13 protein-coding genes are annotated in these 13,998 nt (G+C 43.0%); 7 read left to right on the forward strand and 6 right to left on the reverse strand.

Annotated features, from left to right (window positions below; translation table 11 throughout):
* The first annotated feature begins 41 nt into the window (after positions 1–41).
* Positions 42–818: a 3-hydroxybutyrate dehydrogenase gene (locus tag LC090_RS16305; RefSeq protein WP_098442638.1), complete on the forward strand. Its 777-nt coding sequence runs from the start codon at positions 42–44 to the stop codon at positions 816–818.
* A 57-nt stretch (positions 819–875) separates the two neighbouring features.
* On the opposite strand, the gene LC090_RS16310 is transcribed toward LC090_RS16305, so the two are convergent.
* The gene (locus LC090_RS16310; RefSeq protein WP_226659072.1) at positions 876–2,165 is read right to left on the reverse strand and encodes a GntP family permease; all 1,290 of its coding nucleotides are present in this window, start codon (positions 2,163–2,165) and stop codon (positions 876–878) included.
* Between the two features lie 338 nt (positions 2,166–2,503).
* Between LC090_RS16310 and LC090_RS16315 the strand changes: the two genes are divergently transcribed.
* Genes LC090_RS16315 through LC090_RS16325 form a run of 3 tightly spaced genes read left to right on the forward strand, consistent with a single transcriptional unit; the run spans position 2,504 to position 4,828 of the window.
* Positions 2,504–2,743 (forward strand): FeoA family protein, encoded by a 240-nt coding sequence (locus LC090_RS16315; protein WP_226659073.1) that lies wholly within the window; start codon positions 2,504–2,506, stop codon positions 2,741–2,743.
* Positions 2,730–3,476: a FeoB small GTPase domain-containing protein gene (locus LC090_RS16320; RefSeq protein WP_226659074.1), complete on the forward strand. Its 747-nt coding sequence runs from the start codon at positions 2,730–2,732 to the stop codon at positions 3,474–3,476. The genes LC090_RS16315 and LC090_RS16320 overlap by 14 nt, the downstream gene beginning before the upstream one ends.
* A complete protein-coding gene (locus LC090_RS16325; RefSeq protein WP_226659075.1) occupies positions 3,428–4,828 on the forward strand; it encodes a nucleoside recognition domain-containing protein in 1,401 nt (466 codons plus the stop codon). Before LC090_RS16320 ends, LC090_RS16325 begins: the two co-directional genes overlap by 49 nt.
* A gap of 99 nt (positions 4,829–4,927) precedes the next feature.
* On the opposite strand, the gene LC090_RS16330 is transcribed toward LC090_RS16325, so the two are convergent.
* Together LC090_RS16330 and LC090_RS16335 are read right to left on the reverse strand one after the other, a co-directional pair.
* Positions 4,928–5,248, reverse strand: a complete 321-nt coding sequence (locus LC090_RS16330; RefSeq protein ID WP_226659076.1) for a DUF4306 domain-containing protein — start codon at positions 5,246–5,248, stop codon at positions 4,928–4,930.
* A gap of 144 nt (positions 5,249–5,392) precedes the next feature.
* Positions 5,393–6,433 carry a zinc-binding dehydrogenase gene (locus LC090_RS16335; protein WP_226659077.1) on the reverse strand — a complete coding sequence of 347 codons (1,041 nt, stop codon included), beginning with the start codon at positions 6,431–6,433 and terminating at the stop codon, positions 5,393–5,395.
* A 122-nt stretch (positions 6,434–6,555) separates the two neighbouring features.
* Between LC090_RS16335 and LC090_RS16340 the strand changes: the two genes are divergently transcribed.
* Positions 6,556–7,944, forward strand: a complete 1,389-nt coding sequence (locus LC090_RS16340) for an amino acid permease (RefSeq protein ID WP_226659078.1) — start codon at positions 6,556–6,558, stop codon at positions 7,942–7,944.
* A 137-nt stretch (positions 7,945–8,081) separates the two neighbouring features.
* On the forward strand, positions 8,082–8,597 hold the full coding sequence (locus tag LC090_RS16345; protein ID WP_226659079.1) for a hypothetical protein: 516 nt from the start codon (positions 8,082–8,084) through the stop codon (positions 8,595–8,597).
* A 44-nt stretch (positions 8,598–8,641) separates the two neighbouring features.
* Here the strand turns inward: LC090_RS16345 and LC090_RS16350 are convergent, their stop codons facing one another.
* From LC090_RS16350 to LC090_RS16360, 3 genes are all read right to left on the reverse strand, one after another.
* Positions 8,642–10,021 (reverse strand): Glu/Leu/Phe/Val family dehydrogenase, encoded by a 1,380-nt coding sequence (locus tag LC090_RS16350; protein WP_226659080.1) that lies wholly within the window; start codon positions 10,019–10,021, stop codon positions 8,642–8,644.
* A gap of 157 nt (positions 10,022–10,178) precedes the next feature.
* Positions 10,179–11,162 (reverse strand): Gfo/Idh/MocA family protein, encoded by a 984-nt coding sequence (locus LC090_RS16355; RefSeq protein WP_226659081.1) that lies wholly within the window; start codon positions 11,160–11,162, stop codon positions 10,179–10,181.
* Positions 11,163–11,275: 113 nt separating this feature from the next.
* The gene (locus LC090_RS16360; RefSeq protein WP_226659392.1) at positions 11,276–12,160 is read right to left on the reverse strand and encodes an acetamidase/formamidase family protein; all 885 of its coding nucleotides are present in this window, start codon (positions 12,158–12,160) and stop codon (positions 11,276–11,278) included.
* A gap of 409 nt (positions 12,161–12,569) precedes the next feature.
* On the opposite strand from LC090_RS16360, the gene LC090_RS16365 reads away from it, so the two are divergent.
* Positions 12,570–13,967 carry an alkaline phosphatase gene (locus LC090_RS16365; protein WP_226659082.1) on the forward strand — a complete coding sequence of 466 codons (1,398 nt, stop codon included), beginning with the start codon at positions 12,570–12,572 and terminating at the stop codon, positions 13,965–13,967.
* Positions 13,968–13,998 lie beyond the last annotated feature (31 nt).

Genomic DNA, 13,998 nt, shown 5'->3' on the forward strand with positions numbered 1-13,998 from the left:
TCCTAAGAGCTGAGTTACTTATACTTAAGGAGGAAACAACGATGCTTGAAGGTAAATGTGCATTAATAACCGGCTCTGGTCAGGGAATCGGACTTGAGATTGCAACAGAGTTTGCGAAGGCTGGCGCGAAGGTCATGCTCAATGACATTAATGAAGACACGCTTAAGGAGTCAGTGGAAAGCTTAACGTCTCAAGGCTTTACCGTTGAAGGCGTTGTAGCGAACGTTGCGAAAGAAGAAGATGTGAAGAACGCCATTGAAGAAACGGTTAAGAAGTTTGGACGAATTGATATTCTTGTTAACAATGCAGGAATTCAGCATGTGGCTCCTATTGAAGAGTTTCCAAGTGAGAAGTACGGGCTGATCCTTGATATTATGCTAAAGGGACCATTCTATGGGATCAAATATGCTTTTCCAATTATGAAGGAACAAGGATATGGTCGTATTCTGAACATGGCTTCCATCAATGGACTCATTGGTTTTGCTGGCAAAGCCGGGTATAACAGCGCAAAGCACGGGGTTATTGGTCTTACAAAGGTAGCCGCACTTGAAGGCGCAGATTACGGCATTACCGTCAATGCCATCTGCCCGGGTTACGTTGACACTCCTCTTGTTCAGAATCAGCTCGAGGACCTTGCGAAAACGCGCAATATCGAAAAAGAGAAAGCACTAGAACAAGTCATTTATCCACTTGTTCCTCAGAAGCGTTTAATCCAGGTGCAAGAAGTGGCCGACTACTCCATTTTCCTTGTTAGCGAGAAAGCGAAAAGTATTACAGGTCAAGCCGCTGTCATCGATGGTGGTTATACTGCTCAATAAAAAAATCCCCGTCTCATCCTTTTACTAAGGAAGAGCCGGGGATTTTCGTATGGTAACTTAGTTGATTCCCATCATCGCCAAGAAGATAATGGCGATCGTTGCGATCATCGGAATGATTAGTCCGACCACGAACACGTCTTTATAAGAATCTTTGTGCGTTAGGCCCGTTACCGTAAATAGCGTTAAAAGCGCGCCATTATGGGGGAGAATGGATGCCCCTGAAGCAACGGCTGTAATGCGGTGAAACGCCTCTAAGCTAAGGTTGTTACTAATGGCAATGTCGTAGTATTCACTACCAAGTGCTTCAAGCGCAATTCCCATTCCACCAGAAGCTGAACCTGTAATCATGGCTAATAGTTGAACAGCAAAGGCTTCTGAAAAATACGGGCTAAGTGGAATCGCAAAGATCAGGTCTTTCACAGCTTCAAAACCAGGTGATGCTGTAACGACAGAACCAAAACCAACGGCAGCACTCGTATTAATCGTCGCCATAACAGAGCCAGATGCGCCTCCATTAATCGCTTTAATGAATTGCTTGTAATTTTTAATATTAAAGAGCATGATGAGCAAGATTCCGATACCAAGTGCAATTAAAATGCTTAAGTTTTCAAACGCATTCAGTGTCACCACAACAGCGATTAGCGGAATCACAGATAGAATCCAGTTCGGAAGTTCATCTTCATTTATGCTCTTTACTTCGTTTGAACCTTTAGGTTCTGTAAATTCCTCACCATTTTTTGTGAGCTGCTTCTCACGGAACTTCAGATAAAAATAACCCCCAACTGCCATAATTAAACCAGCGACAATTCCGAGAATCGGCGCTGCCATGGTCGACGTTTTAAACGTATTAATTGGGATGATGTTTTGAATCTGTGGTGTTCCTGGGAGAGCCGTCATCGTAAATGTAAAAGCTCCCAAAACAAACGTAGATGGGAGTAACTTCCTTGATACGTTTGCTTGGCGGAACATCGCCACTGCTAATGGATAAACGGCGAATACAACTACGAAGAGACTCACGCCTCCATATGTAAGAATCGCTGCAGAGATCAGCATCCCTAGAATCGCACGTTTCTCTCCAATTAAGTTTGAGATTTTATAAGCAACGGACTGCGCTGCCCCTGTGTCCTCCATTAATTTCCCAAAAATCGCTCCAAATAAGAAAATCGGGAAATACGCTTTCGCGAAATCAACAAAGCCTTCCATATACGTTCCTGTATAGGATTCGAGAATATTCATTCCGCTCAACAATGCTACAACCCCAGATACCAATGGCGCAATCCAAATAATCGACCACCCAAGGTAAGCGAGGAGCATTAAGAGAGCGAGACCAACAATAATACTAATCATAGCTGATTTGCCTCCTCATAAATCTTCTGTCTGTCTTACTATGTCCAATCCTGGCAAATCTAAATCGACAAAAGCCGACTTGCGAGTGCCTGTCACCACTCGTATTTACTCGAATTCACTCGAATGATGATACCCGTTTGCTTTAAAGGTGAAACGCAAATTAATGCTTTTCACTTTTAACGAATGACATTCATAAAAGTAAGAAAGATCAAACTATTCTTTTAGATCAAATAAAAACCATTGACAAATGCCCCGGTTGTTACATACGATGTAATTATCAATTTTGCCCTAAGGAAAAAGTGTAGACAAGAGCTAAAAGAGTAAACGGAGGACAACTAATGAATTTATATGAAGGGAATAAAGGAGATCGCATCCGCATTAAAGAGGTTGCCATTGAGGGAGTTATGAGAAGAAGACTTCTGGATTTAGGATTTGTTCCTGGCGCCATCGTTGATGTATTAAAGAAAAGTCCACTAGGTGATCCGATTGCCTTTCGCGTGAGCCATACAACCATTGCACTTCGAAAAGAAGAAAGCATAAAAATCACCGGGGAGTTGATACAACATGACAACGAATGAGGTATATCGAATCGCGCTCGCTGGAAATCCGAATACAGGTAAAAGCACACTATTTAATGCTCTGACGGGACTAAAACAGCATACAGGCAACTGGGCCGGTAAAACAGTTAGCCTCGCTGAAGGATCTGTTCACTATAAGAAAAGCACGTATCGATTAATCGACTTACCAGGAACCTACTCTTTGTATTCAAATTCAACCGATGAAGAGGTTGCGAGGAATTACATTGTGTTTGAGAAACCTCATGTAACCCTTGTCGTACTTGACGCCACCTCACTTGAACGTAATTTAAACCTTGCTCTACAGGTGATGGAAATGACATCAAATGTGATCGTTTGTGTAAATTTAATCGATGAAGCAAAAAAACGTGGAATTGAAATTGATGAACTGAAACTTATGCGGCAGCTTGGGGTTCCTGTATTAAAAATATCAGCGCGAAATAAAACAGGTTTCCCAGCTCTATTAGATACGATTGATCGAATGATTCGAGGCGAAATCACTACCTCTCCCTACGCCATTCAATACAATGATGAAATCGAAGGGAAAATTAGCGAGCTTGTACCTAATGTGAAAAAACTTGTGGGAGATCGCTTTCCATCAAGGTGGATCGCACTCAGACTTCTTGACGGCGATACTTCTTTATTAGATGAAATACAAAAGAGAATGCATCAGGAGGAGGAATCAACGTGGAATACAGTTCAGAAAACGAGCGGCAGTCATTTAGAGAACTTCTAAATCAAGCCAATGAGCTTTCAACTTCTTCCCTCAGAGATGAAGTGGTCTCAAGTTTATATCAAACAAGTCAACAAATATGTAGTAGAACAGTTCGTTTTACGAAAAGCAAAGAAGATAAGAAAACGGAACGATTGGACGCTGTTTTCACCTCACCAATCTGGGGCTTTCCGATTATGCTCGCGATGCTTGGCCTTATTTTCTATCTCACAATCGCTGGTGCTAACGTACCTTCTTCTATGCTTGCAAGCTTCTTTACGTGGTTAGAAGACTATATTTCCATGGCCTTCTTTGCACTGAATTCACCAGACTGGCTCCACGGTGTGCTTGTTCTAGGACTTTATCGGGGAACAACCTGGGTCATCAGTGTCATGTTACCCCCTATGGCGATTTTCTTCCCAACGTTTGCTTTACTTGAAAGCTACGGATATTTACCAAGGGTCGCCTTTAATATGGACCGCCTTTTTAAAAAAGTTGGTGCCCACGGAAAACAGTCGCTTACGATGGCCATGGGCTTTGGATGTAATGCAGCAGCTGTACTATCTACTCGCATCATTGAATCACCTCGAGAACGGATGCTTGCGATTCTAACGAATAATTTTGTTCCGTGTAATGGTCGCTGGGGCACACTCATCGTGCTTGCCTCACTCTTTATGGCAGCTGGTTTTACAGGTGGAATGAAAACACTTGTCTCGTCTGGCGTCATTGTTGGGATTGTCATTTTCGGTATATTCGTTACGTTTGTGGTGTCATGGGTGCTTTCTAAAACAATGCTAAAAGGCGTCCCGACGCACTATACGTTAGAGCTACCACCATACCGTCGACCAAAGTTTTTTGATACGGTAGTCCGCTCTTCCCTAAATAAATCGTATGCGGTTCTTATGAGAGCGATCAAAATCGCAGCACCTGCTGGTATCCTGACCTGGGTATTTGCCAATATCTATATTGGTGACACGAGCATCTTTATGTACGGTGTGAATTTTCTGGATCCGTTCGCTCAATCACTAGGGTTAGATGGTTACATTATGCTTGCGTTTATTCTCGGTTTACCAGCAAATGAAGTCGTTCTACCGATCCTGCTCATGGGATATTTATCCACTGGATCCATGCTCGAAGTCGATAATCTGGCTGACTTAAAAAACATCTTCCTCGATCAAGGATGGACGTGGTTAACCGCGCTTAATATGATGTTATTTTCGTTGCTTCACTATCCGTGTGGTACGACATTGATCAACATCTATAAAGAAACAAAAAGTTACAAGTGGACGTTTGTCGCCTTCCTGATTCCAACTGTGATTGCCATTGGCGTTACGTTTGCCGTCGCTCAATTGGTCAGAGGAATGGGCTGGGTATAACAAGTCCTTTCAAAATAAGAAGCACGCCCCTTGACACAGCGGGCGTGCTTCTCCTTTTTGTAGCTGGTTTTATAGAAAGCGCGGACTTGCTCTTCCCTGTTAAGAACTCGTTATCTTTTTTCCACCAACATAAGACAGCTGTTTTTTCACAGAGTAAACCATTAGGCCAACAATGAAACAGAACGATAACAGACAAACACCTGTCATAAGGGGAGCAACTTTAAATGCATACAAGAACATATCAATTTCATAAATATCTTTAGAAGCAACAACCGTGCCCGGTGTAAAAATAAGATGGCTTTTCCAATCCGGCAAAGTAGGCAATTGACTCGCCGTCCAAGAAGTGGCCCAGTAGGAATACCCAAAAACACTCACTAGACAGAGCAACGAGTAAAGTTTGAAGAAACCCCTTTTCTTCACACCATCACCTCTATGATTTTATACCTTACTTATTCGCTAGGAGCAGGTCTTATTCCTGTATTTCCCTGAAAATGGTGAAATTCTTTTGCTCATAAAAAACACCTATTTCCGGCTAGGAAATAGGTGTTTCAATTGGTGATAAACTCATTCTTCAGGAAGCAGCACAATTTTCCCTAATTTACCCGCTTTTTTAAAATAAAGTTGCGCCTCTCTCGCTTGTTCTAATGGAAAGGTCCGATCAATCACTGGTGTAATTTTTCCTTCAGCGATTGCATCAAGCATTCGTTTGAATTCTGCTCTTGTGCCTAATACAGAGCCATAGAGCGTAATGTGTTTTAAGTACATCGTTCTAAAATCAAGCTCTGTTTTCTGTCCTCCAGCAGAGCCAGACGTGCAAAACTTGCCGCCTTTCTTTAAAACATGAAGCGATGTTGAAAACAGCGCATCACCGACGACATCTAACACAGAGTCAATCGGTCCACCGTTTGCTTCAAGTATCTCTTCAGAAAGCTGATCGGATTTATAAGAGAGTACGTGGGAAGCACCAAGCTCCTTCAACTGATCCTCCAAAGCAAGATCCCCTACAATGGCAATCACCTTGGCTCCAAATACGCGTGAAGCAATTTGAACATTTAAAGATCCTACTCCGCCGTTCGCTCCTGTTACCATAACGGTCTCGCCAGCCTTTGGCTGTATTTGTTCCACCATATGCCACGCTGTCATCCCACTTACAGAGAACACGGCGCTTTGTGTGAAATCTTGTAGAGGCATGTCGTAGCAAAGTTCCGCTGGCCACACCACATATTCGGCATACCCACCGTCATACTCCGATCCAATGAAAGACATATCTTCTGAAATATGTTCAGATCCTGCTTCTCCGCTTGAAGTAAACGGAAAGAGCACGACATTCTTTCCGATCATCTCCTCGTCCACTTGTTCACCGGCCTTTACAATCGTACCGGTAATATCTGAACCAGGCGTTCTCGGAAATTGCACGCCTTCTGGGCGCCATCCTGATTTCTTGCCGGTTCCATACGCCCCTTCACGCATCCAAATTTCCGTATTATTAATCGCGCATGCCTTTACCTTAACAAGTACCTCATTCTCATTCGGAACAGGAATCTCTCGTTCGACAACTTCTAATTGATCTACGTCACCATACCCCATTACTTGAACTGCTTTCATGGTGCCTGTCACCTCCCGTTATTTGTCGCAAATTGTCACCTTGTTGGATATTATATCAGTTTCCTTCTCAAGATAGTAGGTAAAGGCTTGAACATGAGAATGAAGAAAGATGGTGAGCTTGTATGAGAAATGAACACATTGTCCAGCAATCCGTTCAGCGCACTCAGGAGAAGAAAGCAAAGAAAGGAGAAGATCATAAGCTTCATTGGTGGCAGTTAACACTGATTGGAATCGGATCGATTATTGGAGCCGGTTTCTTTCTCGGGACGGGACTATCCATCGAGCGAGCGGGTCCGTCTGTTCTTCTCAATTATCTTCTAGCTGGTCTGATCGCCTTTCTCGTATTTAGTGCACTTGCAGAGATGTCTGTTCATGACCAGGAAACAGGCTCATTTAGAAAGTATGCGCAAATGGCATTTGGTCATTCAATGGGCTTTATGAGTGGATGGATGTACTGGGTTTCTGGCCTCCTCATCATGGCAAGTGAAATTACAGCGCTTGGTCTCTTCACCCAATACTGGTTCCCGGAAGTCCCGCTCTGGCTCTTCATGATTCTCTATTCAGCACTTGGGCTCGGGATTAATCTCCTAGGTGTAAATAATTTCAGCACGTTAGAATCATTGTTTGCTGTAGTGAAATTAGCCACACTCATTGGATTTATTGGATTTGGAATACTCTTCTTATTCGGTATCGCTACTCCCGCTTCAGCCGGACAAACAGAATCAAGTCTCATTCCATTCTTTCCGAACGGGCTGATGGGCACATGGTCCGCCATGATTTTTGTTCTGTTTTCATTTGGCGGCATAGCCGTTGTTGGACTGATGTCAAATGAATTAAAACATAAAGATGAAACACCAAAAGCAGGGCTCACCACCGTTATCGCGCTGACCACACTTTACCTCTTATCCATTTTCTTTATACTCTATATGGTTTCGTGGTCGATCATTAGCGAAGACGAAAGCCCATTTGTAACGGCGCTTTCTCAATTTCAGCTCCCGTTACTCGGATCGATTTTTACAATCATCTTAATCACTGCCGCTTTTTCTACCATGGTTGGCGCTCTCTTTTCAATTACAAAAGTATTGGTTTCTCTTAGTCACGCAGGTGACGCCCCTAACGTCCTAGACCATCACACGAAAAAGGGAGTCGCGATACGTGCATTAGGCGTGAATGCGATCGCCCTTAGTCTCATGATCGTTGTTTCCTATGTATTACCTGATAAAGTGTATGAGTATTTAACAACTGCTGCAGGGATTATGTTAATTCTAAACTGGGTCGTCATCCTAGCTTCTCAGATCAAAAATCGCAAGCAATATATCGGGACCACTTCAAAGAAACGATATTTTAAAATGATTGGTGCACCCTTCACCTCCTATCTTGGCATTGTCCTTATCTTCCTGGCCATTAGCGGAGCTGCTTTTCAAGAAAGTGAACGCATCGGATTATTTATTAGTTTCGGGGTGATGGCAACCATCTTTGTTTCATATCTCTTCGTTAGAAAAACACGTTGATTCAACAATCAGACAGTTTAAAAGGTCCTAAGTCAATTTGCCTCCTTCCCCTCTTTTTTTAGAAAAACATGACTTTTGCCTTCGTTTGAATAAAATGCTTTCTGGGAACCGATAATTGTAACAGAAAGGAGTGGATAATGTTGGAAAAGAAATTCCCTATTCTTCTTGCTTCCTGCCTTCTATCAGGATCTCTTCTAGCAGGTTGTGAATCAAACGGTTCTGAGGATAACAATAGTACACAAACCTCAAATAACTCGAGCATGGAAGAGAACAGCGGTTCAGAAAATGGTGGTACAAACGAAGGAATGAACGATTCTAGCTCAGACAGCGGTTCAGAGGAAACCATCGACCTTGATGTTGGAGTGGATACAGCTTTAACCAACCTTGATGAACTTAAAGCGACGCTCGAGAACAGTAGCGACGATATCGGCGCCATTAATGAACAGACCATGACCCTTGAGGAAAATTGGGACAAGATGGAAGCTCAAGTAGAGCAAGAATTCCCGGATGAATACAAAGACATTGAAGAAAGCCTTTATCCACTCATCGATGAAGGAAAGAAAGATGAGCCTGATACGGGTAAAATGAACGAGTTAATCGATGAAACCGTCCTGAAGATGACGGAGTTTAAAGAAAAGCTTCCTGCCTCTTAACATTCATAAAGAAAGCCCTCTCCCGTTGGGAGAGGGCTTTTCGTTTAATAGAGCTTACCATGACGATAAAGAATATTTGAAAGCTTCATCACCGTATGGATATAGCAATTCTGTCTGAGCGCAAAAGGATCACTGAAAAATTGAGGATAAATCTCGTCCATCGTCTCCTTCATTTTTTTAAATAGAAGTGAAAAGACTTCTTCTTCACTATAAAACTGAGTTTCCCTTCCTTGAAGCCACTCGAAATAAGATACGATGACACCACCTGCGTTTGCGAGGATATCCGGAATAACGAGTACCCCATCTTCACTTAACTTCCGGTCCGCTCCAAGTGTAATCGGGCCGTTCGCACCTTCCACAATCATACGCGCTTTCACTTGGTCGACATTGTCCTCATGAATTTGATCTTCAAGAGCCGCCAGAATGAGCACGTCCGTATCCAAATAAAGGACATCTGCCCGGTCCTGAATGTCTGCCTTGATGTTATGCTCGCTCAGGGCTTCTTCCGTAGTGGGCAAGTCACCTTCATGATTAGACGTAAACTCAATCAGCGCCTTTATATCAAGACCATCACCATTGTAGAGCGTCACGTTGCGATCACTTACCGCCACTACTTTTGTATCCAGGTAGTTGCAGCTATAAGATTCAAGCGCCGCAACGGAGCCAACATTCCCAAATCCTTGAATTCCGATTGTTAACTGACGGTTCGAATGCTCGAGTGCTGTTTTCGCAAAGCGATTGTCGTTTTTCTTAAACCACTCTTCATTCTCCTTGACGAAATTATGAAGCATGTAGCGAAGCGTATAGTAAACGCCTTTTCCTGTTGCTTCCCTACGACCAAGTGAGCCACCGTTCACCTGACTTTTTCCAGTAAAACTTCCGCGGTAAGGACGTCCTTGATGGATGCTTTTATATTCCCCCATCATCCAGTCCATCTCTCGTTCGCCAGTTCCTACATCTGGTGCTGGAATATCTTTATCCGGGCCAAGAATATCACAAAAATTTTGAACGTACGTTTTTGAAATCGTATGTAGTTCTTTCTCCGAAAACTCGCGTGGATTAATAACGACGCCGCCTTTACCTCCACCAAATGGCACGTCATGAAGCGCATTCTTTAGCGTCATTAACGTTGCTAGATTGATCACTTCATCTTCCTCCACCGATTCGTGAAAGCGGATCCCCCCTTTGTAAGGGCCAACCGCATTATTATGTTGAACACGAAAAGCAGGAATTCGTAGAATTTTCCCGTTTTCTAGTGGAACGCGGAGAAATGATTTTTGAATTTGATTCGGTGTTGAGAGAATCGATTCAAGTGATTTGAACGCATTCTCTCGATCTTCATCCTTGAAATTTGGTAAAAACGATTCATCCTCAAGTAGTGCATTTAACGATTCCTGTACAACTTCTCCATATTTACTAGCCAATTTCATCCCTCCATTTTTTTGCTATTCTATTAATATCGTACCCGTTTGAAACTAGTTCAAACAGTCTAGATGGAAAGGCTTACTTTTTCTTTTCATAAGAGAGGATTCAAAAAAGCCGTCACATGGATAAGATGTGACGGCTAGGATATTTCTTTTTTTAACGATGATCTGCTGGAAAAGTCACACCGATTTGCTTTCGCGCTTCATCGATTACTTCAATAGAACGGAGAGAATTCTCATGCGAGTTAATCGCAGACTGACTCTTCCCTTCCTGAATGAGTTTAATAAATTCTTTTGCTTCATACATCATCGTATGAGACTGCGATTGCGATAGGTCTTCAATTGATCCATCCCGATAGTGGATTTTCACATCCATCGGTGAACCAATTTTATCGATTAAGATACTGCCGTTTTCCCCTTGAATTTCTGACGGTAGGTGAGAATCCGTAATCTTTGAGTACATGATCACCGCTTCTTTGTCTTCATACTTAAGCAAAATACTCCCTTCTCCATCAACGCCAGACTCCAGCATCACGCCTTCTGCCTTAATCGATTGTGGCATCCCAAGCATGGACACGACAGGATAGACGCCATATACACCGATGTCCATTAGTGATCCATTTGAGAATTTAGGGTTAAAAGCGTTCAATACTGTGCCTTCTTTGTAAGCATCATAGCGCGAAGAATACTGACCATAATTCGCTACAAAACGGCGGATCTGACCGATCTTATGAAGGTTCTCTCGTACCATTTGCATGTTTGGCATGACAGTAGATTTCATCGCTTCCATTAGAAGAACGCCGTTTTTTGAAGCAGCCTCAACCATTTGGGCCACCTCATGCTTATTTGACGCCATCGGTTTCTCGCAAAGTACGTGTTTTCCAGCGTTCATGAAAATGATCGACTGCTCTGCGTGAAGCGAATTGGGGCTCGCGATATAAACAGCATCAATTCGTTCGCTGTTCGCCATTTCCTCAAGACTTGTAAACGTTGCTTCTGCACCATGCTTCTCAGCAAATGCGTTCGCTTTCTCCTCAGTACGGGAATAAACGGCCGTAAGCTTAAAATCACTAAGTTCCGTCGCCCCCTCAAGAAAATTATCCGTAATCTTATTTGTTCCAACAACTCCAAAACGAATCATGCTAGTATTCCTCCAATTAATTCAACAAGTTCGACAAGTGACAGGCACCGTGTTACCAAGTATATCTCATGCAAGTGACAGGCACCACCCGAACGATGTCAGCATATGTCGAATTAGATGAGACGCACACCTAGCTGCTTCTCTAGCCATTTCGGTACAATGAACCTGGCCGTCATAAGTGGATCCACGATTTGACAGACTTCCACTTGACCAACGGCACTCATAAGCATCGTTGCCTCCGCAACAGTCATACCAGTTTTCTTAACCACGCGATCAACCATCAGCTCTGTCGCAAGTTTCGCTGCTTCATCAAGCGTGGCAGCTGACGCAATTTGGGTAACAACTTCTTCATTTTCGAGAATCGGCTGAACGAGAGACTCCCCCTTTATCACTTCAAGCTTAACGGTCGCTTTGCCTGGTACTTCAATACCTGAAACGCTCACTTCACCGTCACCCATTGCTGCATGGAAATCACCCAATCCGAACAGAGCCCCTTCCGCAAAGACTGGAAAATAGAGCACAGCTCCCTCCGTGATCATCTTGTTATCCATATTCCCGCCGTGCGCACCCGGTGTACCACACGAAACGCCATCGCCTTCTGGTGCGACGCCAATCACCCCGATCATCGGATTTAACGGTATACGAATATCATTAAAACGAGCCACACCTTCTTGAATTGGAATGATTTTAGACTCCATTTCCTCGAGGCGATGCCCCATGACACCAAGATCCGGTCCAACAACCATGACACCCTGATCTCCAATTTCAAGCTTTTCAATCGAAACTTTTAATACATCACCCGGCTCTGCACCCTTCACATAAATGGGCCCGGTTGCCGGATTGACTCGATTCCAGTCAATTCCCGTAATTTCATCTTTCTCCGTCTGAAGCTGATTTTCAAAGCAATCATACGTCACGATTTCAATACTAGTCCCCGAAGGAACAATTTTTACAGGTCGATGAGCTTTGTTAAATTCATAAATGACCGAATGATTCATTAGTAAGTCCAATCGAATCTCCCCTTTTTTCGTACTATACTGATAATTTTAACAGTTTAATAGAATGAATGTCTTCTCACGACACGCTTCTTTTCTTTCTATGAAAAAGGTCTTATGATATAGGCCATTATTATGAGATTCACAAAGCTAAGCTCTTCTCCTCGCTCCTTTTTACCTATTTTCACCTAAATCACTTGCAGAATGAAGGCGGTATCATTACGATCAGTAATAGAATCAATCCACGAGCCTCTTTATTAAACAGATATTTTTTCGCGAAAGATTACTATTTTTGACTGTGACAATCGACCCTTTTATCTTAAAAGTATCCTTACAATCTATTAACACTCACTTCAAATCTATCCGTTAGACTTTGATTTGTGAGAAAAAAACAACCAAGGGGGAACTTATTTTGTTTAGTAAAAATGCGAAAAAGAAGCTGATTCCATTCGCTGTCATTTCATCATTAACCGTGGCAGGTTTTGCAGGGCTGGGTACTGATACAGAAGCAAAATCGGAAAAAAGCAAACACGAAAAAAACGAAATCGAAAACGTGATCTTCTTAATTGGGGATGGCATGGGGCCGAGCTATACAACAGCCTACCGTTCTTATATGGATGATAAGAGCACACCATATATGGAAAAAACAGCTTTCGATGAGGATTTAGTAGGCGCACAAGAAACGTATTCTTGGGACCCTGAAGAAAGCGTAACGGATTCTGCAGCAGCAGGAACTGCGATGGCGGCAGGAATCAAAACATATAACGGCGCAATTTCAGTCGATATGGATAAAAACGAAGTAAAGACAGTGCTTGAAGAAGCAAAGGAAAAGGAAAAAGCAACAGGACTTGTTTCCACTTCGCAGATTAACCATGCAACACCAGCATCTTTCGGTGCTCATGATGAGTCACGCAATAACTACAATGACATCGCTGACGATTACTATGATGAAATGATTAATGGAGAGCATAAAGTGGATGTTCTACTTGGTGGAGGAACTTCTTACTTTGAGCGCTCTGATCGCAACCTAACGGAAGAATTCCAAGAAGACGGCTATAGCTATGTAACTTCAAAGGAAGAACTTAAAAAAGACGATAACGAACAAATCCTTGGCCTCTTCGCTCCAAAAGGAATGGATAAAGCGATCGATCGTACAGAAGATACACCTTCTCTTGAAGATATGACGGATGCTGCGCTTGAGCGCCTTAGTGACAACAAAGACGGCTTCTTCCTTATGGTAGAAGGTAGCCAAATTGACTGGGCTGGTCATGATAACGATGCTGTCGCAGCAATGAGTGAGATGGAAGATTTCGAGAAAGCATACGCTGCAGCAATTGAATTTGCGAAAAAGGACAAGCATACACTCGTTGTTACAACTGCTGACCATTCTACTGGTGGTTTCGCTATGGGTCGCGACGGTGAGTACAAATGGGATCCGGCACCACTTAAAGCGGCTAAAAAGACGCCTGATTACATGGCAGCACAGATCGCTGATGGCGCTGATGTAGAGAAAACACTGACTGAAAACATCGATCTTGAGTTAACGTCTGAAGAAATTGCTTCTGTCGAGAAAGCCACTGAAACAGACGACGTGGTTGAAATTGACAACGCCATTGAAAAAATCTTCGACCTTCGTTCAGGAACGGGCTGGACAACTGGCGGACACACTGGCGTTGACGTGAATGTCTATGCATACGGTCCACAATCAGAGAAATTTGCTGGCCTGCATGATAACAATGAAACAGGTCAACTAGTGATGGACCTTCTTAGCGGAAAAGACCACGATAAAGAGAACAAAAAAGACAAGTAAGTTATAGTTCCCCGTTGCTTCAATGAGCAGC

Origin of the sequence: Guptibacillus hwajinpoensis, from assembly GCF_020524165.1 — a bacterium.
GTDB classification, from domain to species: Bacteria; Bacillota; Bacilli; order Bacillales; family Guptibacillaceae; genus Guptibacillus; species Guptibacillus hwajinpoensis_D.

Excerpts from the sequence above, each read along its gene's own strand:
- LC090_RS16335 (WP_226659077.1), bottom strand. The coding sequence starts at position 6,433 with ATGAAAGCAGTTCAAGTAATGGGGTATGGTGACGTAGATCAATTAGAA.
- LC090_RS16355 (WP_226659081.1), bottom strand. The coding sequence starts at position 11,162 with ATGATTCGTTTTGGAGTTGTTGGAACAAATAAGATTACGGATAATTTT.
- LC090_RS16345 (WP_226659079.1), top strand. The coding sequence starts at position 8,082 with ATGTTGGAAAAGAAATTCCCTATTCTTCTTGCTTCCTGCCTTCTATCA.
- LC090_RS16340 (WP_226659078.1), top strand. The coding sequence starts at position 6,556 with ATGAGAAATGAACACATTGTCCAGCAATCCGTTCAGCGCACTCAGGAG.
- LC090_RS16310 (WP_226659072.1), bottom strand. The coding sequence starts at position 2,165 with ATGATTAGTATTATTGTTGGTCTCGCTCTCTTAATGCTCCTCGCTTAC.
- LC090_RS16305 (WP_098442638.1), top strand. The coding sequence starts at position 42 with ATGCTTGAAGGTAAATGTGCATTAATAACCGGCTCTGGTCAGGGAATC.
- LC090_RS16315 (WP_226659073.1), top strand. The coding sequence starts at position 2,504 with ATGAATTTATATGAAGGGAATAAAGGAGATCGCATCCGCATTAAAGAG.
- LC090_RS16320 (WP_226659074.1), top strand. The coding sequence starts at position 2,730 with ATGACAACGAATGAGGTATATCGAATCGCGCTCGCTGGAAATCCGAAT.
- LC090_RS16360 (WP_226659392.1), bottom strand. The coding sequence starts at position 12,160 with ATGAATCATTCGGTCATTTATGAATTTAACAAAGCTCATCGACCTGTA.